Source organism: Sphingobium scionense (assembly GCF_014197035.1).
In the GTDB taxonomy this organism is placed as follows: domain Bacteria; phylum Pseudomonadota; class Alphaproteobacteria; order Sphingomonadales; family Sphingomonadaceae; genus Sphingobium; species Sphingobium scionense.
The window spans coordinates 17880-44145 of sequence record NZ_JACIEU010000010.1 but is presented as its reverse complement, the minus strand read 5'-3'; the positions used below and the strand labels follow the sequence as shown (position 1 = coordinate 44145).

The following is a 26266-nucleotide window of genomic DNA, read 5'->3' as shown; positions in this document are numbered from 1 at the left end:
GCCGGTTTACAAAGGAGAAACCGACCAGCTTCGTTCCAGACATGAACAAAATTTCATCTTCGTGGCGTGATTGTAGCGCACATGCAATGCTAATGCGTTTGACTCGCATTCTGGACATGCCTAACGCGCGGCGCAGATAGAGAGCCATCGGGGAAATAAAAATGCGTCTGTCGTTGCGCCACCTCCTGTTGAGCAGCAGCTTTGCCCTTGTCGTGATGCCGCATGTCGCCCGCGCGGCAGAAGCGGACAACGCCGCAGAGGACGCGTCGCGCATCGTCGTGACCGCGGCCAACCAGCCGTCCAGCTCCGCCACCGCCCTGTCCCTGTCGGTGCGCGAGACGCCGCAGTCGGTGACGATCATCAATCGCGAACGGATCGAGGATTTCGCGATCACCAATGTCAACGACCTGCTCGACCAGACGATCGGCATCAATGTCGAGCGCGTCGAGACGGATCGCACCTATTTCAACTCGCGCGGTTTCGACGTGTCCAATTTTCAGGTCGACGGCGTCGGCCTGCCGCTGGCCTGGGGCATCCAGTTCGGCGACCTCGACACCGCCCTGTTCGAGAATGTCGAGGCGGTGCGCGGCGCCAATGCGATCATGACCGGCATCGGCAACCCATCGGCGACGATCAACTATGTCCGCAAGCGGCCGCTCGACGAGTTCCAGGCCAAGGGCACGGCCCAGGTCGGTTCGCGCGACCTGTGGCGCGTGGAAGGCGACGTCAATGTCCCGGTGACCGATACGGTGTCGGCGCGCTTCATCTATGCGCATGAGGATCGCGACACCCACCTGAACTACAACCATATCAACCGTGACGTTTATGGCGCGATTGTCGCCTGGCAGGTGACGCCCGACCTCAAGGCGACGGTCGGTTACACGCGTCAGGAAAATGACGCCGACGGCGTGATGTGGGGTGCGATGCCGCTGGTCTTCACCGACGGCACGCGGATCGACTATCCTCGTTCGGCGACCACCTCGGCCGACTGGACCTATTGGAACACCAAGGACCAGAATAGCTTTGGCGAACTGGTCTATACCATGGGCCAATGGACGCTGAGCGGCATGTTCACCTACAAGCGTTTCCAGGAGAATGCGAAGCTGCTCTATGCCTATGGCTATCCCGACAAGGAAACCGGCGAGGGCGTCTATGGCATGGCGGGCATCTACCCGTCCGACTATAAGCAATATCTGGGCGATTTCAGCGCCACCGGCCCGTTCAGCCTGCTGGGCCGCGAGCACAAGCTGGTGCTGGGCCTGTCCTACGCCAAGTCCAATGCCAAGGAATGGGAGAATTTCGCCGAAGACACGGCGCTGGTCTATCCGTCGGTCTATGACTGGGGCAACGCGCAGGTGACCGAGCCGGATTATCCGGGCGAATATCTGGCCGCCAAATATAGCGACGAGCTGACCCGCCTCTATGGCGCGGCGCATCTCAACTTCACCGACCAGCTGAAGGGCGTGATCGGCGCCAGCGCGATGTGGATCAAGTCGTCCGGCACTTCCTATGGCACCGACCAGGCGCGCGACGATCACAAGATCAGCCCCTATCTCGGCCTGCTCTATGACGTGACGCCCAATGTCACCCTCTATGCCAGCTATACCGACATCTATAATCCGCAGGCGGAGGTCGACGCCAACAATCGCAAGCTGGACCCGGCCAAGGGCACCAGCATCGAAGGCGGCATCAAGAGCAGTTGGTTCGGCGATCGCCTCTATGCCACGGCCACCGTCTTCCGCGCCAAGCAGAAGGGGCTGGCCGACTATGCCGGCACCTTTGGCGAGGATGGTCCGGGCAAGGCCGGCGGCAGCTATTATGCCGGCGTCGATACCACCTCGACCGGTTTCGAGCTGGAAGTGGCGGGCAAGATCACCGACCAGTGGACGCTGAGCGGCGGCTATACCCAATATGATATCGAGGATGACGAGGGCAACGACACCCGCACCTGGCTGCCGACCAAGTCATTGAAACTGGCCACCACCTACCAGGTGCCGCAGCTCAATGACCTGAAGCTGGGCGCGCAGATGCGCTGGCAGAACGCGATCAAGACGACGCTGACCGATGTCTATGACGGCGATGTTTACATGGGCGATGTGGTCGTTAAGCAGAAGAGCTATGCCGTGCTCGACCTGATGGCGGGTATCCGGGTGGTGGATCATCTGCGGGCGAGCGTGAACGTGAAGAATGTCACCAACACCAAATATCTCGGCAGTCTGATGTGGGGCCAGGCCTTCTATGCCGCGCCGCGCACGGCGGTGTTCACACTGAGCGTCGACTATTGAGCAAGGCAGCGGCTCTGCGCGCCCGTAGCGGCTGGCGTTATCGCGGCAATGTCGCGCTGCGCACGCTGGCGGGCACGGTCGGGGCCTATGCGGTTGCGGCGCTGGCGGCGATGCTGCTGGCCCGCGCCCTTCCGATGGGCCGGCTGGAGGCGGTGACAGTGGCGACGATGCTGTCCTATCTGTTCGCGCCGGCAGTGAGCGTCTGGGCCTTCCTGGCACGCGGCCCTTGGGTGGCACTGGGCGGCGTGGTGGCGCTGTCGGGGTTGTTGGCGGGGTTGGTCTGGATCAGCGGGGGTTTTGCATGAGCGGGGCATCGGCGATGGTGCGCGACGGTGTGCGGCAGGCGATGGCCTGGCTGCATGGCTGGACCGGGCTGCTGCTGGGCTATGTGCTGTTCGTCATGTGCCTCGCTGGCACGCTCAGCGTCTTCAAGCCGGAGATCGGCCGCTGGATGCGGCCCGAAGTGACGGCGCAGGCGGACAGCAAGAGCGCGATCGTCGCGGCGACCGGCTGGCTGTCGAAAAATGCGCCCGGTTCCACCGGCTGGTATCTGACCGCGCCCGACGGCCGGGCCAATACGGTCGAGGCATCCTACGACCAGGGGACGGACTATCTCTATCGCGCGCTCGATCCGGTGACCGGCGCACCGGTCGTGCGGGAGACACTGGGCGGGGAGTTTTTCTACCGCCTCCATTTCGAGCTGGAAATTCCCTATCCCTGGGGTCGCCTGCTCGCCTCGCTGGCGGCGATGGTCATGCTGGTGGCGCTGGTCACCGGCATCATCGCGCACAAGCGAATCTTCAAGGACTTCTTCACCTTCCGCCCGGCCAAGGGCCAGCGGTCCTGGCTCGACGGGCATAATGCGACGGGCGTGCTGGCCATGCCCTTCCACCTGATGATCACCTTCACCGGGCTGCTGACGCTGGCGTCGCTCAACATGCCCTGGCCGATCAGTGCCGGCTATGGTGACAAGGTAATGGAGATGTACGAGGCGCTGGCGCCGGGCGCGGTGACCCGGCCGGCGGCCGGCAAGCCCGCGTCTTTGGCGCCGATCGCACCGATGCTGACGGCGGCCGAGCACGAATTTGGCGGCGGCCATGTCGGCCGCGTCTATGTGTTCAATCCCGGCGATGCCGCATCGGTCGTCACCGTCTATCAGTCCGATGCCGACACGGTCGGCTATATGCGGGGCCAGGCGAGCTTCGACGGGGGGACGGGCCGGCTGCTCAAGAGCTGGGTCGAACGGCGGCCGGCGATGCGCACCTATCAGGTCATCTATGGCCTGCACATGGCGCGCTTCGCACCCATGGGCACGCGCTGGCTCTATGTGCTGGGCGGGGCGATGCTGACGCTGGCGATCTCGACCGGGATGGTGCTGTGGATCGCCAAGCGGCGCGAGCGCCAGCCGCTCTCGATCGGCAATCGCATCCTCGAACGGCTGAATGTCGGCGTGATCACCGGCGTGCCGCTGGGCGCGGTGGCCTATTTCATCGCCAATCGCCTGTTGCCGATCGGCATGGCGGGCCGACCGGAAGCGGAAGTGTCCGTGGCGCTGTGGACGGCGGCGGTGGCCGTGCTGGCCGGGCTGGTGCTGCGACCGGCCATCGGCTGGCCGTTGATGATGGGTCTACTGGCCGTTGCCTGCGTGCTGGCGGCGGTGCTGGGACCGGTCTGGTCGACCGAACCGGTCTTGCTGGTCGGCAATCTTCTGTTCCTGGCCATGGCCGGCGCGCTGGCGCTGATCGTGCGCCGGCAGATGCGGCGGCGCAACGCCCCGACACCGGCGCGTCGGCGGATGCGGGAGCAGCCGGCATGATCGTCGCGGGGCTGCTCTATATCGGCTTCTTCGCATTGGCGGCGGCGATGACGCGGCATGGGCCGGCGCTGCTTGGCCCCTGGCAGCGCCATGGCCTGGCCCGGCATCTGCCGCTGCTGGGCTGGAGCGCGATTGCCCTGTCGCTGCTCGGCGCGATCCTGGCCGGGGCGGACGGGATCGGCATCGTCACCTGGTGCGGGCTGCTGCCGCTGATGGCCGGGGCGGTGCTGCTGGCGCTGACCTATGGTCCCCGGCTAGCCCGCTGTGGCTTGCTGGTGGCGCTGGCGCTGATGGCGGTTGGCGCGATCTAGGACGCCTTCATCTCGATACTGGCGATCAGGCCGCCATCGGGCGCATTGCGCAGCGCGACGATCGCGCCGAAGCTGAGGCCCAGCGACCGGGCGATGGTAAGGCCGATGCCGGTGCCGTGACGACCGCCCGGCTGGCTGCTGGGGCCGCGGGTGAAGGGTTCGAACATCTGGTCCAGATCCTGCGGCGGGATGCCGGGGCCATGATCGCGTATCTCGATCGTGACATGGCCGGGCGTGCGCAGGCAGCTAATTTCCGCGCATCCGCCATATTTGACGGCATTGTCGACCAGATTGCTCATGCAGCGGGCCAGCGCATTGGGCTTGACCCGGACCGACACGCCACAGCCGGCGGCGAACTGGACCGGGGCGCCCAGTTCCTGCGCATCCTCGGCCATGCTGGCGAGCAGGGAATCAAGGTCGATCACCGACCAATCCTCGTGCGTTTCCGTGCTGGCGGCGAGATCGAGCCCCTCGCGCACCAGCCGCTGCATCGCCTCATGATCCTGCAACAGGCGGGCGCGCAGTTCCTCATTCTCGACCAGTTCCAGCCGCAGCCGCAGCCGGGTCAGCGGGGTCTGGAGATCATGGCTGATCGCCGCCAGCAACTGGGTCCGCTCGGTGAAACCAGCGCGGACGCGGCGCTGCATCAGGTTGAAGGTGGAGAGGGCGGCGCGCACCTCTTCCGGCCCGCGCTCGGGAATCTCCTCCGGGTCACGTGACACGGAAAAGGCCTCGGCTGCCTGGGACAGGCGGCGCAGTGGCTTGGCGGCGATTCGGCCGATCAGGATGGAGAGGCCGGCGGCCGAGAGCAGGATGACGACCAGATAGGCCGGGCTGAACAGGGAACTGGGGGGACGGGCGAGGCGCGGGAAAGTGAGCGCCATGCCCCGCCGCTGGCCGGTCGCATCGGTCATGCGCACGATCCAGCAATCGGGCCGGGGCGCGTCGATCAACCCGGCGGCGCGGCTGCGCCCGGCATCCTTGTCCGGAAAGCAGAGGCCGAAGGGCACCTGCCCCGCTTCCGGCTGGGCGCGGGGACCGAAGCGCCGGGCGAGCGCGGCTTCGAGATCGGGATCGGGCTCGTTGATGGCGATGCCGTCGGGCACGCTGGAGGCACCGACGATGCCATGATTTTCCAGCATCTGCTGGACGCGCACCGGATCGCGCCGCAGCCGGTCGGCCACGTCGAAGGCACTGGCCAGGACGCGCTGGCGCCGGACGCGCTCGAAGTCATGGCGGCGGCCCTGTTCCGACACGGCTAGCGCCAGGAGAGCCGAGAGCGAGATGCCGACGGTCAGCAGCACGAAGATATGCCCCGCCATCGAGCGGAAGAAATCGCGCACGCGCTGCACCGGCTGGCCGATCATTCGTAGCGCACCGGGCTGGCGAGGACATAGCCTTCGCCACGGACGGTCAGGATCAGTTCGCCGCCGCCTGCTGCACCGGCCAGCTTTTGCCGCAGGCGGCTGACCTGCAGGTCGATGGTGCGGTCGAAGGCGGCGGTGGCGCGCCGTTCGGGCAGCAAAGTCTCACGCGCGAGCACGACATTGGGCTCCTCGATGAAGCGCGAGAGCAGGCGGAATTCGGCGGACGAAAGCATCACCAGCCGATCGTCCGGGGTGATCAGCCGGCGTTGCAGCAGATCGAGCCGCCAGGGGCCGAAGACGGCGTAGCGCGCTTGAGCGGTCGGCGCGGGGGGCTCCATGCGTGGGCGACGCAGCAGGTTGCGGATGCGCACCAGCAACTCGCGCGGCTCGAACGGCTTGGTCAGATAATCGTCGGCGCCCAGTTCCAGCCCCAGCACCCGGTCGATCGCGCTGCCGCGCGCCGTCACCATGATGATCTGGATACCCGATCCTTCGGCGCGCAGTTCGCGGCACAGCGACAGGCCGTCGCCATCGGGCAGGTTGAGATCGAGGACGATCAGGTCGACCGGCTGGTCGCGCAGCGCCTGGCGCAATTCGGTGAGGTTCGATGCGGCAAGCAGGTCGTAATTTTCCTGCCGCAGTTGATCGACGATCAGGCCGCGAATATCGGCATCGTCATCGACGACGATGACGCTGTTGCGGCGGGTATCGGACAGGTCAGCCATGCTGCGCTTCTAGCGACGGATATTGCAAAAGTCTGTGCCTCTACCGGGGATGATACAGGGCGATACAAAGCGATACGCGGCCGGATGTCACGCGACATGTTGATGCGTCAGGATATCAACTTGGTCTAGCACGCTACTGCGCAAATCGCGATCAGGCGACCGTCGGCGCTGCCTGCCGGCGGTAACGATGTGAAGCCATGCCCATTTTCGCAGAGCTCCGGAGCCTCCGGGTCGCACCGATTGCATTATGCATCCTGATCACCGCTTGCGGACAGGAAAAGGCGCCAAAGAAAGGGCCTGTGGAAGTGGGCGTGGTGACGTTGACGGCACAGAATGTGACCGTCTCATCCGAACTGCCGGCGCGCACCGTGTCGACCATGCAGTCGGAAGTAAGGCCCCAGATCACCGGCGTGATCCAGAAGCGGCTGTTCACCGAAGGATCGATGGTGACCGCAGGCCAGCCGCTCTACCAGATTGACGAGCGGCTCTATCGCGCGTCACGCGACGAGGCGCAGGCGGCGCTGGTGAGTGCGCAGGCGACGGCGGTGGCCGCGCAGGCCAAGGCGCAGCGCTATCGCAGCCTTGGTGATACCGAGGCGGTGAGCGCTCAGGACCGCGACGATGTGATCGCGACCGCTCGCCAGGCGAGTGCAGCAGTGGGTCAGGCCCGCGCCTCGCTCGACACGGCCAATGTCAACCTGACCTTCACCCAGCTTCGTGCGCCGATCAGTGGGCGGATCGGCCGCACCCTCTTCACCCCCGGTGCGCTGGTGACCGCCAGCCAGACCGATCCGCTGACGACGATCCAGCAGCTCGATCCGATCTATGTCGACGTCACCCAGTCGAGCAGCCAGTTGCTGCAGCTGCGGCGATCGCTGGCGGCGGGCAAGACGCTGCCAGCCAGCGCGACGATCCGGCTGAAGCTGGACGATGGCAGCGAATATCCGCTGGAAGGGCGGATCGAATTTGCCGAGCCGATCGTCGATGTCGACAGCGGCACGGTGACACTGCGCGCGCGCTTCCCCAATCCCGACGGGATGTTGCTGCCCGGCATGTTCGTGCGTGTCGTGGCGCCCCAGTCGGTCGTGCCCGGCGCGATCCTGGCGCCGCAGCAGGGTATCGCCCGCGATGCCAAGGGCAATGCGACCGCGCTGGTCGTGACCAAGGACAACAAGGTCGAGCGCCGCACCGTCACCGCCGCGCAGGCGATCGGCGACAAGTGGCTGATCACCGCAGGCCTGAAGGCCGGCGACCGGCTGATCGTCGAGGGCACCGACAAGGTCCAGCCCGACGACAAGGTGAAGCCCGTCGCCGTCGCGGCGAAGAAGTAGGAGAGGCCCGGTGCTGAGCCGCTTTTTCATCGACCGGCCGATCTTTGCCTGGGTCATCGCCATCGGCATCATGCTGGCGGGCCTCGGCGGCATGCTGTCGCTGCCGGTCGCGCAATATCCCGATATCGCGCCGCCGGGCGTCGGCATCAGCGCCACCTATCCGGGCGCGTCGGCCGAAACGGTCGAGACCAGCGTCACCCAGGTCATCGAGCAGCAGCTGACCGGCATCGACGGCCTCATGTATTTCTCCTCCTCGTCGACATCGACGGGGCAGTCGCGCATCACCGTCACCTTCCAGAAGGGCACCGACCCCGACACCGCGCAAGTGCAGGTGCAGAACCGGGTGCAGCAGGCGCTGAGCCGCCTGCCCAGCGCCGTGCAGCAGCAGGGCCTGTCGGTCACCAAGCAGCAGACCGACTTCCTGATGCTGGTCGGTCTCTATGACGAGACCGACAATGCCACCCAGGCGGACATTGCCGACTATCTGGTCAATAATTTCCAGGATTCGATCGCCCGTATCGACGGCATCGGCGCGACCCAGATCTTCGGGTCGCAATATGCGATGCGCATCTGGCTGGACCCCTATAAGCTGGCCGCGGTCAAGCTGATGCCGTCGGACGTCGAAACCGCGATCAAGGCGCAGAATATCGAAGTGTCGGCCGGCCAGATCGGCGCCGATCCGGCACCGGCCAACCAGCAGATCAACGCCACCGTCACGGCGCGCGCGCGCCTGGAAACGCCGGACCAGTTCCGCAATATCGTGGTGAAGACGCAGAGCGACGGGTCGGTCGTCCACCTGTCCGACGTGGCCCGCGTCGAACTGGGCAATGAAAGCTATACCACCAGCGCGCGCCTCAACGGCCATCCGGCATCGGGCATGGCGTTGCAGCTGGCGCCGGGTGCCGACGCGCTCAAGACCGCCGAACTGGTGAAGGCGCGCGTCGCCGAACTGGGCGGCAACCTGCCGCACGGCTACAAGATCGTCTATCCGCGCGACACCACGCCCTTCATCAAGCTGTCGGTCGAGGAAGTCGTCCAGACGCTGATCGAGGCGGTCGTGCTGGTCGTCATCGTGATGTTCGTCTTCCTGCAGAGCTGGCGCGCGACGCTGGTGCCCGCGATCGCGGTGCCGGTCGTGCTGCTCGGCACGTTCGGCATCCTTGCCCTGTTCGGCTATTCGATCAACACGCTGACCCTGTTCGGCATGGTGCTGTCGATCGGCCTGCTGGTCGACGATGCGATCGTCGTGGTGGAGAATGTCGAACGCATCATGGAGGAGGAGGGGCTGTCGCCCCGCGACGCCACGATCAAGTCGATGATGGAAATCGGCAGTGCGCTGGTCGGCATCGCGCTGGTGTTGTCGGCGGTGCTGCTGCCCATGGCCTTCTTCGGCGGATCGACCGGCGTCATCTATCGCCAATTCTCGATCACGATCGTGTCGTCGATGCTGCTGTCGGTCGTGGTCGCGCTCATCCTGTCGCCGGCCCTGTGCGCCACCATCCTGAAGCCGATCGACAAGGCGCATCGGGAAAAGGGCTGGTTCGGCAAGTTCAACCGCTGGTTCGAGCGGCTGACCAACAGCTATGTCCGTCGCACCCAGGGGGTGATCGGCAAGCGGGGCATCTTCTGGGGCCTCTATGTGCTGGTACTGGGTATATTGGTGCTGCTGTTCATGCGCCTGCCCACCAGCTTCCTGCCGGTCGAGGACCAGGGACAGGTGATGGTGCAGGTCACGCTGCCGTCGGGCGCCAAGTCGAGCCGCACCAATGCGGCGATCGACCAGGTGCAGAGCTATTTCCTGAATGACGAGAAGGACAATGTCGCCTTCGCGTTCATCATGACCGGCTTCAGTTTCCAGGGGCAGGGCGAGAATGTCGGCCAGGGCTTCATCAACCTGGCGCCATGGGACGACCGCAAGGGCAAGGCGAACGAGGCCGGCACGATCGCCAATCGGGCGACCAAGCAGCTGGGCGCGATCCGCGATGCCAAGGTGCTGGCGATGACGCCGCCGGCGATCCGCGGTCTGGGCCAGTCCAACGGCTTCACCTTCGAACTGCTGAACAGCGGCGGACTCAGCCGGGAACGCTTCCTGGAGCTGCGCAACCAGTTGATCGCCGCTGCGCAGCAGGATCCGGTGTTGGCCGGCGTGCGTGCGGCATCTCTGGAGGATACGCCGCAGCTCAAGATCGACATCGATACCGAGAAGCTGACCGTGCTGGGCCTGACCCAGGCCAATGTCGACGATGTGCTCAGTTCCGCCTGGGGCAGCACCTATGTCAACGACTTCGTCGATCGTGGCCGGGTGAAGCGCGTTTTCATGCAGGCTGACGGTGCCTATCGTTCGCTCCCCAGCGACCTCGACAACTGGATGGTGCGCTCGAGCACGACTGGCGAGATGGTGCCCTTCTCCGCCTTTGCGACCAGCCATTGGGTGATGGGACCGAGCAGCGTGCAACGCTTCAACGGCCTGTCCGCCTACGAGCTTCAGGGCCAGTCGGCACCGGGCGCCAGTTCGGGCGATGCGATGGACCGGATGGTCGCGCTGCAGAAGCAGCTGCCGGCCGGCACCAGCTATGCCTGGAGCGGTCTCAGCTATCAGGAGCAATTGTCCGGCGGACAGGCGCCCCTTCTCTATGGCCTGTCGGTGCTGGTCGTCTTCCTGTGCCTGGCCGCCCTCTATGAAAGCTGGTCGATCCCGCTGTCGGTGCTGCTGGTCATTCCGCTTGGCCTGATCGGTGCGGTGCTGGCGGTGACGCTGCGCGGGCTGGAGAATAATATCTTCTTTCAGGTCGGCCTGCTCACCACCATGGGGCTGGCGGCGAAGAATGCGATCCTGATCGTCGAGTTTGCCGAACTGGCGCATCGCAATGGCCGCAATGCGCTGGACGCGGCGCTGGAGGCTGCGCGTTTGCGCTTCCGTCCGATCCTGATGACCAGCCTGGCCTTCATCGCGGGCGTCATTCCGCTTGCCATCGCCACCGGAGCGGGGGCGCAGAGCCGCGTCGCGATCGGCACGGCGGTGGTGGGCGGCATGGTGACGGCGACAGTGCTGGCGATCTTCTACGTGCCGCTCTTCTTCGTCTCGATCGCCCGCCTGTTCGGCATGGACAAGAAGAAGCCGGGTGGCGAGCCGCCGGTTCAGGACGCGCCCGTGGACGGAGTGCCCGCATGACCCGCGCTGCATGGATGATGATGCCGCTGTCGGCGCTGGTGCTGGCCGGGTGCGACATGGCGCCCAAATATGTGCGGCCGCAAACGCCGGTGGCGCCGGCTTTCCCGACGGGGGAAGCCTATGCCCCCGCCGGCGCCGAGCCTGCGGGCCTGCCCTGGACCGAGCTGATCGGCGATACGCGGCTCAAGACCGTGATCGAGCGGGCGCTGGCCAATAATCGCGACCTGCGCGTCGCGCTGGCCAATGTCCAGTCGGCGCGGGCGCAATATATGGTCGAGCGGGCGGCGCAGCTGCCGACGATCACCGGCGATGCGGCGGCGAGCTTTAGCCGCCAGAACGACAATCGGCAGAATAGCTATAGCGCCGATGTCGGCTTCAGCGCGTTCGAGATCGACCTGTTCGGCCGGGTCAAGAATCTGACCCGGTCGGCGCTGGAATCCTATCTGGCGACGCAGGAAGGGATGCGGTCGACCCGCATCACCCTGATTGCCGAGACGGCGAACGCCTATGCGACGATGGCGGCGGACCAGGAATTGCTCGCCTTGTCGCGCCAGACGCTGGCGAGCGCCGAGCGCAGCCTGAAACTGACGCAGACGCTCAACACATCGGGTCTGGCCGGCAAGCTGGACGTGCATCAGGCCGAAACCACGGTGGAGCAGGCGCGCGCCGACATCGAGGCGAATGTCACCCAGGTGGCGCAGGACCGCAACGCGCTGGAACTGCTGGTCGGTGCGCCGGTCGAGGATGCGCTGTTGCCGCAATCGCTCGACAGCCTGTTGCAGTCGACCGCGAAGGTGCCCGCTGGCCTCTCCTCCGACGTGCTGTTGCAACGGCCCGATGTGCTGCAGGCGGAACATCAGCTCAAGGCCGCCAATGCCGATATCGGCGCGGCGCGGGCGGCGATGTTCCCCAAGATCAGCCTGACCACGGCGATCGGTGTGGCCAGCTCTGCCCTGTCCTCGCTGTTCGGCGATGGCGGCTTTGCCTGGTCGGCGGCGCCGTCCGCCAGCATGCCGATCTTCGGCGGCGCGGCGCGCGGCAATCTGGACTATAGCAAGGCGCAGCGCGACCTGTATGTCGCGCAATATGAGAAGGCGATCCAGACCGCCTTCCAGGAAGTGTCGGACGGGCTGGCGCGGGCCGGGACGATCGACCGGCAGCAGGCGGCGCAGCAGGCGCTGGTGACGGCGAACCAGCGCTATTATGCGCTGGCCGACCAGCGTTATCGTGCAGGCATCGACACCTTCCTCACGTCGCTGACCAGCCAGCGGTCGCTCTACAGCGCGCAGCAGTCGGCGATCGCGACACAGCTGGCGGCGGTGCAGAATCGCATCCTGCTCTACCGGGTGATCGGCGCCGACCAGTAAGCGCCGATCCGCCCTCTTCTCCCGCTTTTCTAGGCCCGCGAATCCTGCTATTCTGCGCGCATAAAGAAGAAGGAGAGGGCCATGGCATTTCTGGCTCGGTGTCTGGACTGGCTGTGCGGCATTTGTGCTTCCGCCGCGCAGGACGAGTGTGTCATCAACCAGCTGATTTCCAGCGTGGCGCGATCCCGGCACACGCCCTGATCTCTTCGCACTCGCAACATAGTTCTTCACCTGCGCGCGCCGCCGTGTAGACTGGCGCTGCGGCACGATGCGCCGCAGGCTTGGGACATGGGGTGGCGCAGATGGCTCCCGACAGTCGTAATGCAGGCGATCGGCCCTGGTGGAAGGGCGCGGTCCTCTATCAAATCTATCCCCGCAGCTTTCAGGATTCGAACGGTGATGGCATTGGCGATTTGCCGGGCATCACCGCGCGGCTGGAGCATGTCGCCCGGTTGGGTGTGGACGCAATCTGGATTTCGCCCTTCTTCCCCTCGCCGATGCGCGATTTTGGTTATGACATCGCCGATTATTGCGGGGTGGACCCGATCTTCGGCACGCTCGCCGATTTCGACGCGCTGGTGGCGCGCGCGCATGAACTGGGGATCAAGGTCACGATCGACCAGGTCTATGCCCATAGTTCCGACCTGCACCCCTGGTTCGCGCAGAGCCGGCAGGACCGGGACAATGACAAGGCGGACTGGTTCGTCTGGGCCGATCCCAGGGCGGACGGCACGCCGCCCAATAACTGGCAGTCGGTGTTCGGCGGCCCGGCCTGGACCTGAGACGCGCGGCGGCGGCAATATTATATGCACCAGTTCCTGACCAGCCAGCCGCAGCTCAACGTCCATAATGGCGCAGTGCAGGATGCGCTGCTGGGCGCGATGCGATTCTGGCTGGATCGGGGCGTCGACGGTTTTCGCCTCGATGCGCTGAATCATGCGATGCACGACCCGGAACTGCGCGACAATCCGCCCGCGCCCGAAGGGGAAGGGCCGCGCACCCGGCCGTTCGACTATCAGATTCGTCGTTACAGCCAGTCGCACCCCGGCGTGGTCGATTTCGTCGCGCGCATCCGCGAACTCACCGACCGCTATGGCGCGATCTTCACCGTGGCGGAGGTGGGCGGAGACCTCGCCGAGCAGGAGATGAAGGCCTATACGGCGGGCGAGGATCATCTCAACAGCGCCTATGGCTTCAACTTTCTCTATGCCCCGGCGCTGACCCCCGGCCTGATCGCCGATACGCTGGCACGCTGGCCGGATGAGCCGGGCATGGGCTGGCCGAGCTGGGCGTTCGAGAATCATGATGCGCCGCGTGCCTTGTCGCGCTGGTGCGCGTCGGAGGATCAGGCGGCCTTCGCCCGGCTCAAGATGCTGTTGCTGATGGCGTTGCGCGGCAATGTCATCCTCTATCAGGGCGAGGAACTGGGCATCACCCAGGTGGATATCCCGTTCGAGAAGCTGCAAGACCCCGAGGCGATCGCCAACTGGCCGCTGACCCTGTCGCGCGACGGCGCGCGCACGCCACTGCCCTGGTCGGTCGATGCGGCGGAGGCGGGCTTCACCGACGGTGAGCCCTGGTTGCCGCTGGGCGCGGACAATGTCGCGCGGGCGGTGGCGGCGCAGGAGGGCGACCCGGCCTCGCTGCTGCACTTCACCCGCGCGATGATCGCGCTGCGCAAGGCCAATCCGGCGTTGCGCCATGGGCGCCTGGATATCATGCGTGCCGACGACCAGTGCCTGGCCTTCCGCCGGGTGACAGAGGATCAGGCGCTGACCTGCGTCTTCAACCTGTCGTCGGCGCCTGCGCCCTGGCCGATCGAGGTGGACGGGCGCGGCGCGATCGTCGCGGCGATCAGCGATGCGGCGCCGGGGATGGCATTGCCGCGCTATGCCGCACTGCTGCTGGCGCAGGATTAGGTCACACCTGCGTTCCACCGGGCAAAGTATATAGTGTCGTGCGGCAAAAAGGGCCGAATGCCCCCCAAATGCCCCTGCAGCGCCCCACCGACGCGACGATCGGGTCACATCCGGGTCAGGGTGACGCGCCCTTCGGGTCATGACGACGTATCGGCCACGCGCCAGCCACGCACTGTCCACGCGTCGGTTGGGGCACGAATGCTCTTTGGGAATTAAGGGCGCGCAGACGGGATCCATCGCTGAGGATAGATCAGAGAAGCGGCGAGTAGGACAGGGCTATTGGAGATACGCCAATGAAGACACGCGTCTCCAATGCCTCCCCAAGTCAGGTTTGGGGAGGCATTGGGCAGATCAGCCTACCGGTGCCAGTTCCGGCGTGACCAAGCCGGCAAGGCGATTCTGGATGATGGCGGTGGCGTCGTCGACGATGCGGGTGATGAGATGCTGACAGGTCGGGATATCGTGGATCAGGCCCTGAATCTGGCCGGCCCAGATCAGGCCTGCGTCGAGATCGCCGGTTTCGAGCGCGACCCGGCCCTTGGCCCCGGACACCAGCGGCTGGATGTCGGGGAAGACCGATCCTTCGCGCAGCGAGATTTCGACCACCTCGTCCGACACGCTGTTCTTGGCGACGCGGCCGGTATTCTTGAACTTGCGGAAGATGAGGTTGGTGCCGCGTTCGTCATTGTCGACCAGGAACTGCTTTACATTCTGGTGGATCGGCGCTTCGACCGTGGCGCAGAAGCGGGTACCCATGTTGATGCCTTCCGCCCCCAGCGCCAGCGCGGCGGCGAGTCCGCGCCCGTCGCCGAAGCCGCCGCTGGCGATCATCGGGATGCTGAGCTTGTCGGCCGCGGCCGGGATCAGGATGAGGCCGGGAATATCATCCTCGCCCGGATGGCCGGCGCATTCGAAACCGTCGATCGAGATGGCATCGACGCCCATCCGCTCGGCCGAGAGGGCATGGCGGACGGCGGTGCATTTATGGACGACGATGATGCCATGCGCCTTGAAATCATCGACATGTTCCTGCGGCTTGTGGCCGGCGGTCTCGACGATCTTCACGCCGCTGTCGATGATCGCCTGGCGATATTCCGCATAGGGCGGTGGATTGACCGAGGGCAGGATGGTGAGGTTCACGCCGAACGGCTTGTCGGTCATCGCGCGGCAGCGATCGATCTCGCGGCGCAGATCGTCGGGCGTCGGTTGGGTGAGCGCGGTGAGGATGCCGAGGCCCCCGGCATTGGAGACGGCGGCGGCCAGTTCGGCGCGACCGACCCACATCATGCCGCCCTGCACGATCGGATGCTCGATGCCGCACAGTTCGGTGAAACGCGTCTTCAAAGCCATCACAGTGCCTCCACGATCGTCACATTGGCGATGCCGCCGCCTTCGCACATGGTTTGCAGGCCATAGCGCTTGCCCCGCGCCTTGAGCGCATGGACGAGCGTGCTCATCAGCTTGGTGCCCGAAGCGCCGAGCGGATGGCCGAGCGCGATCGCGCCGCCATGGACGTTGAGCCTGGCCGGATCGGCACCGATCGCCTTGAGCCAGGCCATGGGAATGGAGGCGAAAGCCTCGTTCACTTCGAACAGGTCGATATCGTCGAGTTTCAGGCCCGAGCGTTCGAACGCCTTGCGGGTGGCGGGGATCGGCTCCTCCAGCATGATGACCGGATCGCCCGCCGTGACGGTCAGATTGACGATGCGGGCGAGCGGGGTGAGGCCGAAGCGCTTGATCGCCGCTTCGCTCGCCACCAGCACGCCCGATGCGCCGTCGGTCATCTGGCTGGCATTGGCGGCGGTGATGGTGCCGCCTTCCTCCAGCGTCTTGACGCTGGCCATCGCCTCCATCGTGCCGCCACGGCGCACGCCGTCATCGGTGTCGAAAATTCCTTCGGGCGTCAGGACGGGGACGATCTCCGCCTTGAAGGCGCCGCTGTCGATCGCCGCCGCCGCCTTGGCATGGCTGGCGAGCGCATAGGCGTCCATATCCTCGCGGGTGAAGCCATATTTGTTGGCGATCGCCTGGGCACCATGGAACTGGCTGAATTCGGCGATGCCATAGCGCTTCTGGATGCTCTTGGGCCAGGGACCATCGCCCAGGCCGGCGGCGGCGTGGAGCTGGAAGTTGGACCCCATCGGCACGCGGGTCATGCTTTCGGCGCCCGCCGCGATCACCAGATCCTGGGTGCCGGACAGGATCGCCTGCGCCGCGAAATGCAGTGCCTGCTGCGAGGAGCCACATTGCCGGTCGATCGTCACGGCGGGCACGCTGTCGGGTAGTTTCGAGGCGAGGACGAGGTTGCGGCCAAAGGCGAAGCTCTGTTCGCCTGCCTGGCTGACGCAGCCTACGATGACATCCTCGATGGCGGCGGGATCGATGCCGGTGCGATCGACCAGCGCGTTGAGAATGGTGGCGCCCAGATCGGCGGGATGGACGTCGATCAGCCCGCCCTTGCGGGCGCGGCCACCGGCGGTGCGGACGGCATCGACAATATAGGCATCGGCCATGGGTCAGGCTCCTCTGAAATTCGGGGGACGCTTGGCGAGCAGGGCGGCAAGCCCTTCCTGCGCCTCACCGGCGCCGGCGACCGCCATCGATCGGAGTTCGCTGTCGAGCTGGGTTTCGAAGCCGGTGTCGAAACTGTCGTGCAGCAGGGTGCGGGCGGCGCCATAGGCCGCGGTCGGCGCATCGGCGAGGCGGGCGGCGAGCGCCAGCCCCTCGGCTTCCAGCGCGTCGTCATCGACCAGCCGGGTGACGAGGCCGATGGCTTCGGCTTCCTCGCTTTTGATGCGGCGATTGGTGAGGATGATTTCCTGCGCGCGGCGCAGACCGACGAGGCGCGGCAGCAGCCAGCTGAGCCCGCCATCGGCGGTCAGGCCGATCGCGCCATAGGCCGCCGTATAATGGGCCGAGCGGGCGGACAGCACGACATCGCCCAATATGGCGAGGCTGAAGCCGGCACCGGCAGCGGGGCCGTTCACCAGCGTTATGAGCGGCTTGGCCATGCGGGCAAGGCGGGTGACGGCGGCGTGGAAAGTGGCGATGAGTTCGGTGAGGACGGTGGGCAGCTGCGCGCCCGCGCCGCCCATCAGCGCGACATCGCCGCCGGCGCAGAACAGCTTGCCGTTGCCGGTCAGGACGACGCAGCGGACCGCCGCGTCGCCCTCGCACTGGATCGCGGCGTCGAGCAGCGCGTGGGCGAGCGGCAGGTCGATCGCATTGCCGACCGCCGGACGATCAAGCGTGATTCGGGCGATGCCGTTTGCGATCGCCAGGGCCACGCCGTCGCTGCTCGCCATGTCCGTCACCGGGGCGCCATGCGGATGGCGCCGTCGAGCCGGATCACTTCGCCATTCAGCATCGGGTTGCGGACGATCGATTCGACCAGCTGGGCATATTCGGCCGGCTTGCCGAGGCGGCTGGGGTGGGGCACCTGTGCGCCCAGCGCATCCTGCACATGCTGGGGGAAGGCCTCCAGCATCGGCGTCAGGAAGATGCCCGGCGCGATCGTCATGACGCGGATCTTGTGCTGGGCCAGATCGCGGGCGATCGGCAGGGTCATGCCGACCACGCCGCCCTTCGACGCTGAATAGGCCGCCTGGCCGATCTGGCCGTCATAGGCCGCGACCGATGCGGTGTTGACGATGACGCCGCGCTCGCCGCCCATCTCCTCGGCGGCGGCCGCGCGGGCGGCGAATTTGGAGATCATGTTGAAGGTGCCGATCAGGTTGACGGTCACCGTTTTGGCGAAGCTGTCGAGCGGATGAGGCACATTTTCCTTGCCCACCGTCTTCACGGCCGGGGCGATGCCGGCACAGTTGACCAGGATGCGGGCGACGCCGTGCGCGCCCTCCGCCGTGTCGAGTCCGGCGGTGACGCTGGCATCATCGGCAACATTGACGCCGACATAAAGGCCACCGATTTCAGCGGCGACCGCCTTGCCGGCTTCCTCATTGAGATCGAAGATCGCGACCTTGGCACCCTGCGCCGCGAGCATGGTGGCGGTGGCACGGCCAAGGCCGGAGGCGCCACCGGTGACGATGGCGGCCAGTCCCTTGATATCCATTATCTGTCCTCTCCCGGCAGAATTATACGAGTTCGACGGCCATGGCGGTGGCTTCGCCGCCGCCGATGCAGAGGCTGGCGACGCCGCGCTTGAGGCCGCGGGTTTCCAGCGCGCCGAGCAGGGTGGCGACGATGCGCGCACCCGATGCGCCGATCGGATGGCCGAGCGCGGTAGCGCCGCCATTGACGTTGAGCTTGTCGGCCGGGATGCCCAGCTCCTTGGCGGCGATCATCGCGACCACGGCAAAGGCTTCGTTGACCTCGAACAGGTCGACATCCTCGACCGACCAGCCGGCCTTGGCCAGCAGCTTGCGCATCGCGGGCACCGGCGCGGTGGTGAACTTGGCGGGTTCATGGGCATGGCCAGCGGTGGCGACGACCTTCGCCACAATCTTCATGCCCTGCTTTTCCGCGACGCTCTGGCGGGTCATCACCAGCGCGGCGGCGCCGTCCGAAATGGACGAGGCGTTGGCGGCGGTAATGGTGCCATCCTTGACGAAGGCGGGCTTGAGGCCGGGGATCTTTTCCGGCCGGGCCTTGCCGGGCTGTTCGTCGGTATCGATGACGGTGTCGCCGCCCCGGCCCGAAACGGTGACGGGCGTGATCTCACGGACGAAGGCGCCGCTGCCGATCGCCGCGTTGGCGCGGTCGAGCGAGCGGATGGCATAATCATCCTGGTCGGTACGGGTGAACTGATAGTCGCGCACCGCCTCTTCGGCGAAGACACCCATCGCCTTGCCGGGTTCATAGGCGTCTTCGAGGCCGTCCATCATCATCGTGTCGATGATGCGGTCATGGCCGATGCGCGCGCCGCTACGATGCTTGGGCAGGGCATAGGGGGCGTTGGTCATGCTTTCCATGCCGCCGGCGATGACGATATCGGCCGCGCCCGATGCCAGCGCCTCATGCGCCATGATCGCCGCCTGCATGCCCGAACCGCACATCTTGTTGACGGTCGTGGCCTCGGTATTGAGGCCGAGGCCCGCGCCGAGCGCCGCCTGGCGCGCGGGCGCCTGGCCAAGGCCGGCGGGTAGCACGCAGCCCATATAGATGCGATCGATGGCGTCAGTGGCGACGCCGGCGCGCTCGACTGCGGCCTTCACCGCCGTGGCGCCAAGATCGGTCGCCTTGACCGCCGAGAGCGCGCCCTGGAACCCGCCCATGGGGGTGCGGGCATAGCTCGCAATGACTACCGGATCGTCCTGCATCGAAATACTCCTTCAAAGGCTGCGCGCAATGACCATGCGCTGGATGTCCGACGTGCCCTCGTAAATCTGGCACACGCGGACATCGCGGTAGATTTTCGCGATTCCGAATTCTTCAAGATAGCCATAGCCACCCAGTGTCTGCATCGCGCCGGATACCACCGCCTCGGCCGCTTCGGAGGCGAACAGCTTGGCCATCGATGCCTGGGTCAGGGCGGGCTGGCCGCTGTCCTTCATCGCGGCCGCGGACAGGACGAGCTGGCGCGCCGCCTCCAGCCGGGTGGCGAGATCGGCAAGGCGGAAGCCAACCGCCTGATGCTCGATAATGGCTTTTCCGAAGCTCTTGCGGTCCCTGGCATAAGCGACGGCGATCTCCAGCGCCGCCTGCGCCATGCCGACGCACTGGGCGGCGATGCCGATGCGGCCAGTCTCCAGATTGGCGAGTGCGATGCGATAGCCCTGGCCTGGCTGGCCGATCAGAAGATCATCCTCGACGAACATGTCGTCGAACCGCAGTGCGCAGGTGTCCGAAGCGCCCTGGCCCATTTTGTGCTCGACCTTGTCGACCGCATAGCCGGGCCGGTCGGTCGGCACGATGAAGGCGGACAGGCCCTTCTTGCCCGCGTCGGGATCGGTCACGGCGACGATCATCACCAGCCCGCCGATCTTGCCCGAGGTGATGAACTGCTTGGCGCCGGTGATGCGCCAGCCGCCATCGACCTTGACCGCGCGGGTGCGGACGGCCGACGCGTCGGAGCCGGCATCGCTTTCGGTGAGGGCGAAGGCGCCGATGGTGCGGCCGCCGATCAGCTCGGGTAGGAAGCGCGCCTTCTGCTCTTCGCTGCCGTCCTTGAGCAGGCCGGAGACGAGGATCGAATTCTGGATCGAGACGATGGTGGAGAGGGCGCCGTCGGCGGCGGCCAGTTCCATCAGGGCGAGGGCATAGGAGACCGAGTCAGCCTCCGCGCCGCCATAGGCTTCGGGCGCGGTCATGCCCCAGAGGCCAAGGCCCGCCATCTCTTCGAACAGCGCGCGGGGGTAGCCGCCCTCCGCCTCGAACCGCGCCGAATGCGGGCGGATCGTCGCCTGGGCGAAATCCCGGACGGTGTCGCGAATCGCGCTCTGGATTTCGGTCAGCATAAACCCTTGCGTCTCTCCTATACTCATGAGTAGGTTGCGCCTGTTGCGATTTCTTGTCAACAGGCGGCATGGAGGAACAGCAGGTGTCGGCGAAAAGCGCAGTGGCGATCCCGTCTCCCTTCCGCACGCGGGAGGAAAAGGCGCGCGAGCGGGAGGAAAAGCGCGAGGCGGTGCTGCGCGCGGCGGTGCGCATGTTCAATGCGCGCGGCTTTCATGCGACCTCGCTGGATGATGTCGCCGCGAGCCTGGGGATCAGCAAGCCGACCATCTATCATTATCTGGGCAACAAGGAGCAGGTGCTGATCGAATGCGTCACCCGCGGCCTGGAGATGCTGCGCGCGGCGGCCGATGAGGCGCGCGCGGGCGAAGGCAATGGCTTGGCCCGGCTCGGCTATTTCCTGCGCCGCTATGGCGCGGTGATCATGGATGATTTCGGCGCCTGCGTGGTGCGGACGGGCGACGAATGCCTGTCGGCCGAAGGGGCGATCCTGTTCCGGTCGCGCAAGCGCGACATCGATCTGGCCATGCGCGGGCTGATCGCCGACGCGGTGGCGGACGGGTCGATCGCCCCGGTCGACGTGAAGCTGGCCGGTTTCACCCTGGCCGGCGCGCTCAACTGGGCGGCGCGCTGGCGCGATCCCGCCGGCGCGCTGAGCGCCGAGGCGATTGCGGCGGCGCAGGTCGATCTGCTGATTGCGGGCCTCGCCCCGCGCGGCTGAGGCCGCCCGGCTTCCTTCCTGTCTGAATTGGTCAAGCGATGCGCCATGGCGCGCGCCTATGACCGGCCCATGGACAGACAGCCCGCCGCGACGGGCGGGAAGGAGAGGGCCGGATGGAGAATGGTGCCACGCCATTGCAGGCGATGCTGGACCGGGAGGCGATCCGCGATTGTCTTGCCCGACTGGCGCGCGGTGAGGACCGGCGCGACGCCGACCTGATCCGGGCCAGTTGCTGGGCCGATGGCAGCACCGACTATGGCGTGTTCGCCGGCGATTTCGACGCCTATCTCGCCTGGGTGGTGCCCGGCGCCGACGCGATCCTGTGCACCCAGCATCTGCTGGGGCAGAGCTTCATCGTTCTGGAGGGCGACACGGCGCGGGTCGAGACGCAGGTACAATCCTACCATCGCATCGACATGGGCGATGCGCAGCGCGACGTCATGATCGGCGGCCGCTATCTCGACATTTTCGAACGGCGCGAGGGCCAGTGGCGGATCGCGCGGCGCACCATGCTCTATGACTGGGTGCAGGATATCGGCGCATCGGCCGATTGGGCTCAAGGCGTGATGGGCATGGCCTTCAGCGCGCCGCATTTCACCGGTCGCGCGAACGGCGATCATAGCGTGCGCTTCTTCGCGCGCGCAACCGACTGAGGGAGAGGATCATGAAACCGCTGGACGGCAAGGTTGCGATCGTCACCGGCGCGAGCCGGGGCATCGGCAAGGGGATGGCGCTGGCGCTCGCCGAACAGGGGGCGACGGTCTATGTCACCGGGCGCACGGTCAATGCGGGCGACCATGAATTGCCGGGCACGGTCGGCGAGACGGCGGCGCAATGCGATGCGCGCGGCGGCCGGGGCATTGCGGTGCAGGTCGACCATGGCGACGATGCGCAGGTTGCCGCGCTGTTCGACCAGGTCCGGCGCGAACAGGGGCGGCTCGACCTGCTGGTCAATAATGCCTTTGCGATCCCCGAGGATCTGACTGTGCCGGGCAGCTTCTGGGAAAAGCCGCTGTCCAACTGGGACATGGTCGATGTCGGCGTGCGCTCCAACTTCGTCGCCGCGCGCCATGCCGCGCAGATGATGGTGCCGCAGGGATCAGGCCTGATCGTTGCGATATCGGGCTATGTCGGCGTGACTTATACCTATGGCGTCGTGTTCGGCACTGCCAAGTCGGCGGTCGACCGGATGGCGCGGGATATGGGCGTAGAGTTGCAGCCCCATGGCGTCGCCTCGCTCTCGCTATGGCAGGGGCTGACCATGACCGAGCGGGCGCAGCGCAATATTGCCGCCAATCCGGCGATGACGGCGCTGACCGTGACCAATCCGCTGGTCGGCTGCTCGCCTGAATTTCCCGGCCGGGTAATCGCCGCGCTGCTCGCTGATCCGGCGATCATGGCGCGGTCCGGCGGCACCTTCATCACCGCGGAGGTGGCACAGGATTATGGCATCACCGATGTCGACGGAAAGACCATCCCGTCGCTGCGGGCCGAGCGCGGGGCGCCGATCTGGCAACCGATCGCGCCGCGGACGGAGGCATAGGATGGACGCGGATCGCCAGGCGCGGATGGACGCGCTGCTCGACCGACAGGACATCGTCGACTGCCTGACCCGGTTCAGCCGGGGCATGGACCGGTTCGACCGCAGCCTGTTCCTGTCGGCCTTTCATAATGACGCCACGGTCGCGGCGGGCAGCTTCGTCGGCGCCCCCGATGCGCTTTATGCCTGGGCCAGCGCCCTGCATGAGGGCGGGCAGGTGGCGACGCATCATAATCTGCTCAACATGACGATCGATATCGACGGCGACGCCGCCCATGCCGAAACCTATTATCTGTTCGTCGGCCGCAACCGGGACGAGAGCAACTGGATCGCCGGGGGCCGCTATCTCGACCGGCTGGAACGGCGCGATGGCCAGTGGAAGATCGCGCTGCGCACCAACATGATCGAATGGTCCGGGATTGTGCCGACGCTGCCGCTGCCGTTCGGCGACGTGCCGGACCTGCATGCCAATGGCGCGCCGGCACGGGGCGCGAGCGATCCCTCCTATCAGCGGCCGCTGGTCAATCGACGGGCGCCGCATATTCCCCAATAGCGCGCATCGCGGGGTCGATCCTTGAGCGGGGACATTCTGTCCACGTTGACGCCGCTTGCGCTGCATCCCACCTTCGCATCGAAATGGGGCCATGCTGCGTTTGACGCAGCGACGGGCGCGCCCTGCGCCTGTAGCCCCGCATCCTGCCGAAGAAGGTGATCCGATGACCATAGCCCTTGCCGACCCCAGCCTGCTGCGCGAACAATGCTATGTCGACGGCCAGTGGATCGGCACCGCCAGCATCGACGTGACCGATCCCGCGACGGACGAGCGGCTGGCCGGCATTCCCGCGATCGACGAGGCGGGCACGCGTGCGGCGATCGAGGCGGCCGAGGCGGCGCTGCCAGAGTGGAAGGCGAAGACGGCGGGCGAACGCTCGCGCATATTGCGCCGCTGGTTCGAACTGCTGATCGCGCATCAGGATGACCTGGCGATGATCCTGACCCGCGAGCAGGGCAAGGCGCTGGCCGAGGCCAAGGGCGAGATCGCCTATGCCGCGAGCTTCATCGAATGGTTCGGCGAAGAGGCCAAGCGCATCTATGGCGAGATCATTCCCAGCCATCGCGCCGACAGCCGCATCGTCGTCATCAAGCAGCCGGTCGGCGTGGTCGCGGCGATCACGCCGTGGAATTTCCCGGCGGCGATGATCACGCGCAAGGCGGCGCCGGCGCTGGCGGCGGGCTGCACCATGGTGCTGAAACCCGCGACCCAGACGCCTCTGACCGCGCTGGCGCTCGCCGTGCTGGCGGAGCGCGCGGGCGTGCCCAGGGGCGTGTTCAATGTCGTCACCGGATCGTCGCGGGTGATCGGCGCGGAACTGACCGGCAACCCGCTGGTGCGCAAGCTGAGCTTCACCGGATCGACCGAGGTGGGCAAGACGCTGATGGCGCAATGCGCGCCGACGATGAAGAAGCTGTCGATGGAACTGGGCGGCAACGCGCCCTTCATCGTCTTTGCCGACGCTGATCTGGATGCCGCCGTCGAAGGCGCGATCGCGTCCAAATATCGCAACAGCGGCCAGACCTGCGTGTGCGTCAACCGCATCCTGGTCCAGCGCGACGTCGCGCCGGCCTTTGCCGAGAAGCTGAAAGCCGCCGTCGCCAAGCTGAAGGTCGGGCCGGGCACCGAGGCGGGCGTGACCCAGGGGCCGTTGATCGACGAGAAGGCGGTCGAGAAGGTCGAGGAACATGTCGCCGACGCGCTGGCCAAGGGCGGCACGCTGGTGAGCGGCGGGCATCGTCACGCGCTGGGCCACAGCTTCTTCGAGCCGACCATCATCAGCGGCTGCACCCCGGAGATGAAGCTGGCTGACGAGGAGACGTTCGGGCCACTGGCCGCGCTCTTCCTGTTCGACACGGAAGAGGAAGCGGTCGCGCTGGCCAACGCCACCGAGGTCGGCCTGTCGGGCTATTTCTACACCCGCGACCTGTCGCGCGCCTGGCGCGTGGGCGAGGCGCTGGAGGTGGGCATGGTCGGCATCAATACCGGCCTCATTTCGACCGAGGTCGCGCCATTCGGCGGCATCAAGGAATCGGGCATGGGCCGCGAAGGATCGCGCCATGGCATCGAGGACTATGTCGAGATCAAATATCTGTGCATGGCCGGGATCTGACGCAAGACATCGAAAGGGGATGATGATGGCGGGAGTGGTGGCGGTAACCGGCGCGGCCGGTGCGCTGGGCCGGGCGACGGTGCAGGTGTTGCGCGCGGCGGGCTGGACGGTGGCGGGCATCGACCTGGGCGATGTGCCGACCGATGGCGTCGACCTGGCGCTGGGCGGCGTCGACCTGTCCGACGAGCAGGCGGTGGCCGGCGCGGCGGACAAGATCGGCGAAGCGCTGGGTGGGTTGGATGCGCTGGTCAATATCGCCGGCGGTTTCAGCTGGGAAACGGTCGAGGGCGGATCGGTCGCCACATGGGACCGGCTCTATGGCATGAATGTCCGTACCACGCTGATCGCGACTCGCGCGCTGTTGCCGCTGTTGCGCGATGGCGGCGGCGCGATCGTCAATATCGGGGCTGCGGCATCGGTGAAGGCGGCGGCCGGCATGGGCGCCTATGCGGCGTCCAAGGCGGGTGTCGCGCGCCTGACCGAGGCGCTGGCCGAAGAATATAAGGATGCAGGCGTGCGGGTGAATGCGGTGCTGCCGAGCATCATCGACACGCCGGCCAATCGTGCCGACATGCCCGACGCGGACGCCAGCCGCTGGGTCTCGCCGGAGGCGCTGGGCGGAGTGATCGCCTTCCTGCTGTCGCCCGCTGCTACGCCGATCACCGGCGTGCTAATCCCGGTCACCGGCCGGGTCTGATCGACATGGGCCGGTTGCCGTTGCAAGGCGCGCAACCGGTCCATGTCGTTTCGTGCAACTGGCCTTGGCGCCTTTGCATTTGCGAAAAAGCCCGGAAAGACGAGATAAGCCTCGATGCTGCGACGCAGCAAATGTCTATTCAGAGGTTCATCATGTTCTCGCTTATCGCGCTCTATTTTTCCTATCGCCGGGATGTCGTCACCGCCGAGCGCTACATCGCCGGCCTGACGCCCGCCGCTACCCCCGCATCGGCCGATGTCGTGACCTTCCCGGTCGCCCAGGAACAGAAGTTGGCTCGCGCCGCCTGATCGGGCCGCCGCTTACCACCTGACTACCTCTCTCGCTGCGGCCCGTTACCGGATCGCGCCGCGGCCTCGGAAGGCCGCCAAGGGATCGCCACGGCGCTAACAGCGCCCGCTCGACGCTCCGCCATTGC

Annotated in this window: 22 protein-coding genes and 1 pseudogene; 15 read left to right on the top strand and 8 right to left on the bottom strand. The window is 66.2% G+C overall.

Translation table 11 applies throughout. The features are described 5' to 3' along the window. Positions 1–161 precede the first annotated feature (161 nt). The 4 genes from GGQ90_RS13110 to GGQ90_RS13095 are packed head-to-tail and all read left to right on the top strand — an operon-like array spanning position 162 to position 4412. A complete protein-coding gene (locus tag GGQ90_RS13110) occupies positions 162–2285 on the top strand; it encodes a TonB-dependent siderophore receptor (RefSeq protein ID WP_188082550.1) in 2124 nt (707 codons plus the stop codon). Continuing rightward, positions 2282–2590 carry a ketohydroxyglutarate aldolase gene (locus tag GGQ90_RS13105; RefSeq protein WP_188082549.1) on the top strand — a complete coding sequence of 103 codons (309 nt, stop codon included), beginning with the start codon at positions 2282–2284 and terminating at the stop codon, positions 2588–2590. The genes GGQ90_RS13110 and GGQ90_RS13105 overlap by 4 nt, the downstream gene beginning before the upstream one ends. Further along, the gene (locus GGQ90_RS13100; RefSeq protein ID WP_188082548.1) at positions 2587–4101 is read left to right on the top strand and encodes a PepSY-associated TM helix domain-containing protein; all 1515 of its coding nucleotides are present in this window, start codon (positions 2587–2589) and stop codon (positions 4099–4101) included. Before GGQ90_RS13105 ends, GGQ90_RS13100 begins: the two co-directional genes overlap by 4 nt. Further along, on the top strand, positions 4098–4412 hold the full coding sequence (locus GGQ90_RS13095; protein WP_188082547.1) for a DUF3325 domain-containing protein: 315 nt from the start codon (positions 4098–4100) through the stop codon (positions 4410–4412). Before GGQ90_RS13100 ends, GGQ90_RS13095 begins: the two co-directional genes overlap by 4 nt. On the opposite strand, the gene GGQ90_RS13090 is transcribed toward GGQ90_RS13095, so the two are convergent. After that, positions 4409–5779 carry an ATP-binding protein gene (locus tag GGQ90_RS13090; protein WP_188082546.1) on the bottom strand — a complete coding sequence of 457 codons (1371 nt, stop codon included), beginning with the start codon at positions 5777–5779 and terminating at the stop codon, positions 4409–4411. The genes GGQ90_RS13095 and GGQ90_RS13090 overlap by 4 nt on opposite strands. Beyond that, entirely contained in the window at positions 5776–6504 is a 729-nt protein-coding gene (locus GGQ90_RS13085; protein ID WP_188082545.1) for a response regulator, read from the bottom strand. Before GGQ90_RS13085 ends, GGQ90_RS13090 begins: the two co-directional genes overlap by 4 nt. A 197-nt stretch (positions 6505–6701) precedes the next feature. Here GGQ90_RS13085 and GGQ90_RS13080 point away from each other — a divergent pair, with 197 nt between their 5' ends. The 4 genes and pseudogenes from GGQ90_RS13080 to GGQ90_RS13065 all read left to right on the top strand — a co-directional run bounded on the left by GGQ90_RS13080 (position 6702) and on the right by GGQ90_RS13065 (position 14293). Further along, positions 6702–7835: an efflux RND transporter periplasmic adaptor subunit gene (locus tag GGQ90_RS13080; RefSeq protein ID WP_188082544.1), complete on the top strand. Its 1134-nt coding sequence runs from the start codon at positions 6702–6704 to the stop codon at positions 7833–7835. A 10-nt stretch (positions 7836–7845) separates the two neighbouring features. Beyond that, on the top strand, positions 7846–11007 hold the full coding sequence (locus tag GGQ90_RS13075) for an efflux RND transporter permease subunit (RefSeq protein ID WP_188082543.1): 3162 nt from the start codon (positions 7846–7848) through the stop codon (positions 11005–11007). Continuing rightward, entirely contained in the window at positions 11004–12374 is a 1371-nt protein-coding gene (locus tag GGQ90_RS13070) for an efflux transporter outer membrane subunit (protein WP_188082542.1), read from the top strand. Before GGQ90_RS13075 ends, GGQ90_RS13070 begins: the two co-directional genes overlap by 4 nt. A gap of 302 nt (positions 12375–12676) precedes the next feature. After that, positions 12677–14293 (top strand): annotated as a pseudogene (locus GGQ90_RS13065) (alpha-amylase family glycosyl hydrolase). A 351-nt stretch (positions 14294–14644) separates the two neighbouring features. On the opposite strand, the gene GGQ90_RS13060 reads toward GGQ90_RS13065, so the two are convergent. Genes GGQ90_RS13060 through GGQ90_RS13035 form a run of 6 tightly spaced genes read right to left on the bottom strand, consistent with a single transcriptional unit; the run spans position 14645 to position 20709 of the window. Beyond that, positions 14645–15643: an NAD(P)H-dependent flavin oxidoreductase gene (locus tag GGQ90_RS13060; protein WP_188082541.1), complete on the bottom strand. Its 999-nt coding sequence runs from the start codon at positions 15641–15643 to the stop codon at positions 14645–14647. Continuing rightward, positions 15643–16806: an acetyl-CoA C-acetyltransferase gene (locus GGQ90_RS13055; RefSeq protein ID WP_188082540.1), complete on the bottom strand. Its 1164-nt coding sequence runs from the start codon at positions 16804–16806 to the stop codon at positions 15643–15645. Before GGQ90_RS13055 ends, GGQ90_RS13060 begins: the two co-directional genes overlap by 1 nt. Before the next feature lie 3 nt (positions 16807–16809). Then, positions 16810–17598 (bottom strand): enoyl-CoA hydratase/isomerase family protein, encoded by a 789-nt coding sequence (locus GGQ90_RS13050; RefSeq protein WP_188082539.1) that lies wholly within the window; start codon positions 17596–17598, stop codon positions 16810–16812. A 5-nt stretch (positions 17599–17603) separates the two neighbouring features. After that, positions 17604–18365 (bottom strand): SDR family NAD(P)-dependent oxidoreductase, encoded by a 762-nt coding sequence (locus GGQ90_RS13045; protein ID WP_188082538.1) that lies wholly within the window; start codon positions 18363–18365, stop codon positions 17604–17606. A 22-nt stretch (positions 18366–18387) separates the two neighbouring features. After that, the gene (locus GGQ90_RS13040) at positions 18388–19572 is read right to left on the bottom strand and encodes an acetyl-CoA C-acyltransferase (RefSeq protein ID WP_188082537.1); all 1185 of its coding nucleotides are present in this window, start codon (positions 19570–19572) and stop codon (positions 18388–18390) included. Between the two features lie 12 nt (positions 19573–19584). Continuing rightward, positions 19585–20709 (bottom strand): acyl-CoA dehydrogenase family protein, encoded by a 1125-nt coding sequence (locus GGQ90_RS13035; RefSeq protein ID WP_188082536.1) that lies wholly within the window; start codon positions 20707–20709, stop codon positions 19585–19587. A gap of 83 nt (positions 20710–20792) precedes the next feature. Here GGQ90_RS13035 and GGQ90_RS13030 point away from each other — a divergent pair, with 83 nt between their 5' ends. The 7 genes from GGQ90_RS13030 to GGQ90_RS13000 all read left to right on the top strand — a co-directional run bounded on the left by GGQ90_RS13030 (position 20793) and on the right by GGQ90_RS13000 (position 26138). Next, positions 20793–21428: a TetR-type transcription factor C-terminal domain-containing protein gene (locus tag GGQ90_RS13030; RefSeq protein WP_188082535.1), complete on the top strand. Its 636-nt coding sequence runs from the start codon at positions 20793–20795 to the stop codon at positions 21426–21428. A gap of 113 nt (positions 21429–21541) precedes the next feature. Beyond that, positions 21542–22081 (top strand): nuclear transport factor 2 family protein, encoded by a 540-nt coding sequence (locus GGQ90_RS13025; RefSeq protein ID WP_188082534.1) that lies wholly within the window; start codon positions 21542–21544, stop codon positions 22079–22081. Between the two features lie 11 nt (positions 22082–22092). Then, complete coding sequence (locus GGQ90_RS13020) at positions 22093–22971, top strand: SDR family NAD(P)-dependent oxidoreductase (RefSeq protein ID WP_188082533.1); 879 nt, start codon at positions 22093–22095, stop codon at positions 22969–22971. 1 nt (position 22972) lies between these two features. Next, entirely contained in the window at positions 22973–23521 is a 549-nt protein-coding gene (locus GGQ90_RS13015; RefSeq protein ID WP_188082532.1) for a nuclear transport factor 2 family protein, read from the top strand. Positions 23522–23684: 163 nt separating this feature from the next. Continuing rightward, a complete protein-coding gene (locus GGQ90_RS13010) occupies positions 23685–25133 on the top strand; it encodes an NAD-dependent succinate-semialdehyde dehydrogenase (protein ID WP_188082531.1) in 1449 nt (482 codons plus the stop codon). A 19-nt stretch (positions 25134–25152) separates the two neighbouring features. Beyond that, the gene (locus GGQ90_RS13005; RefSeq protein ID WP_188082530.1) at positions 25153–25830 is read left to right on the top strand and encodes an SDR family NAD(P)-dependent oxidoreductase; all 678 of its coding nucleotides are present in this window, start codon (positions 25153–25155) and stop codon (positions 25828–25830) included. A 152-nt stretch (positions 25831–25982) separates the two neighbouring features. Further along, positions 25983–26138: a hypothetical protein gene (locus tag GGQ90_RS13000; protein ID WP_188082529.1), complete on the top strand. Its 156-nt coding sequence runs from the start codon at positions 25983–25985 to the stop codon at positions 26136–26138. The last annotated feature ends 128 nt before the right edge of the window (positions 26139–26266 follow it).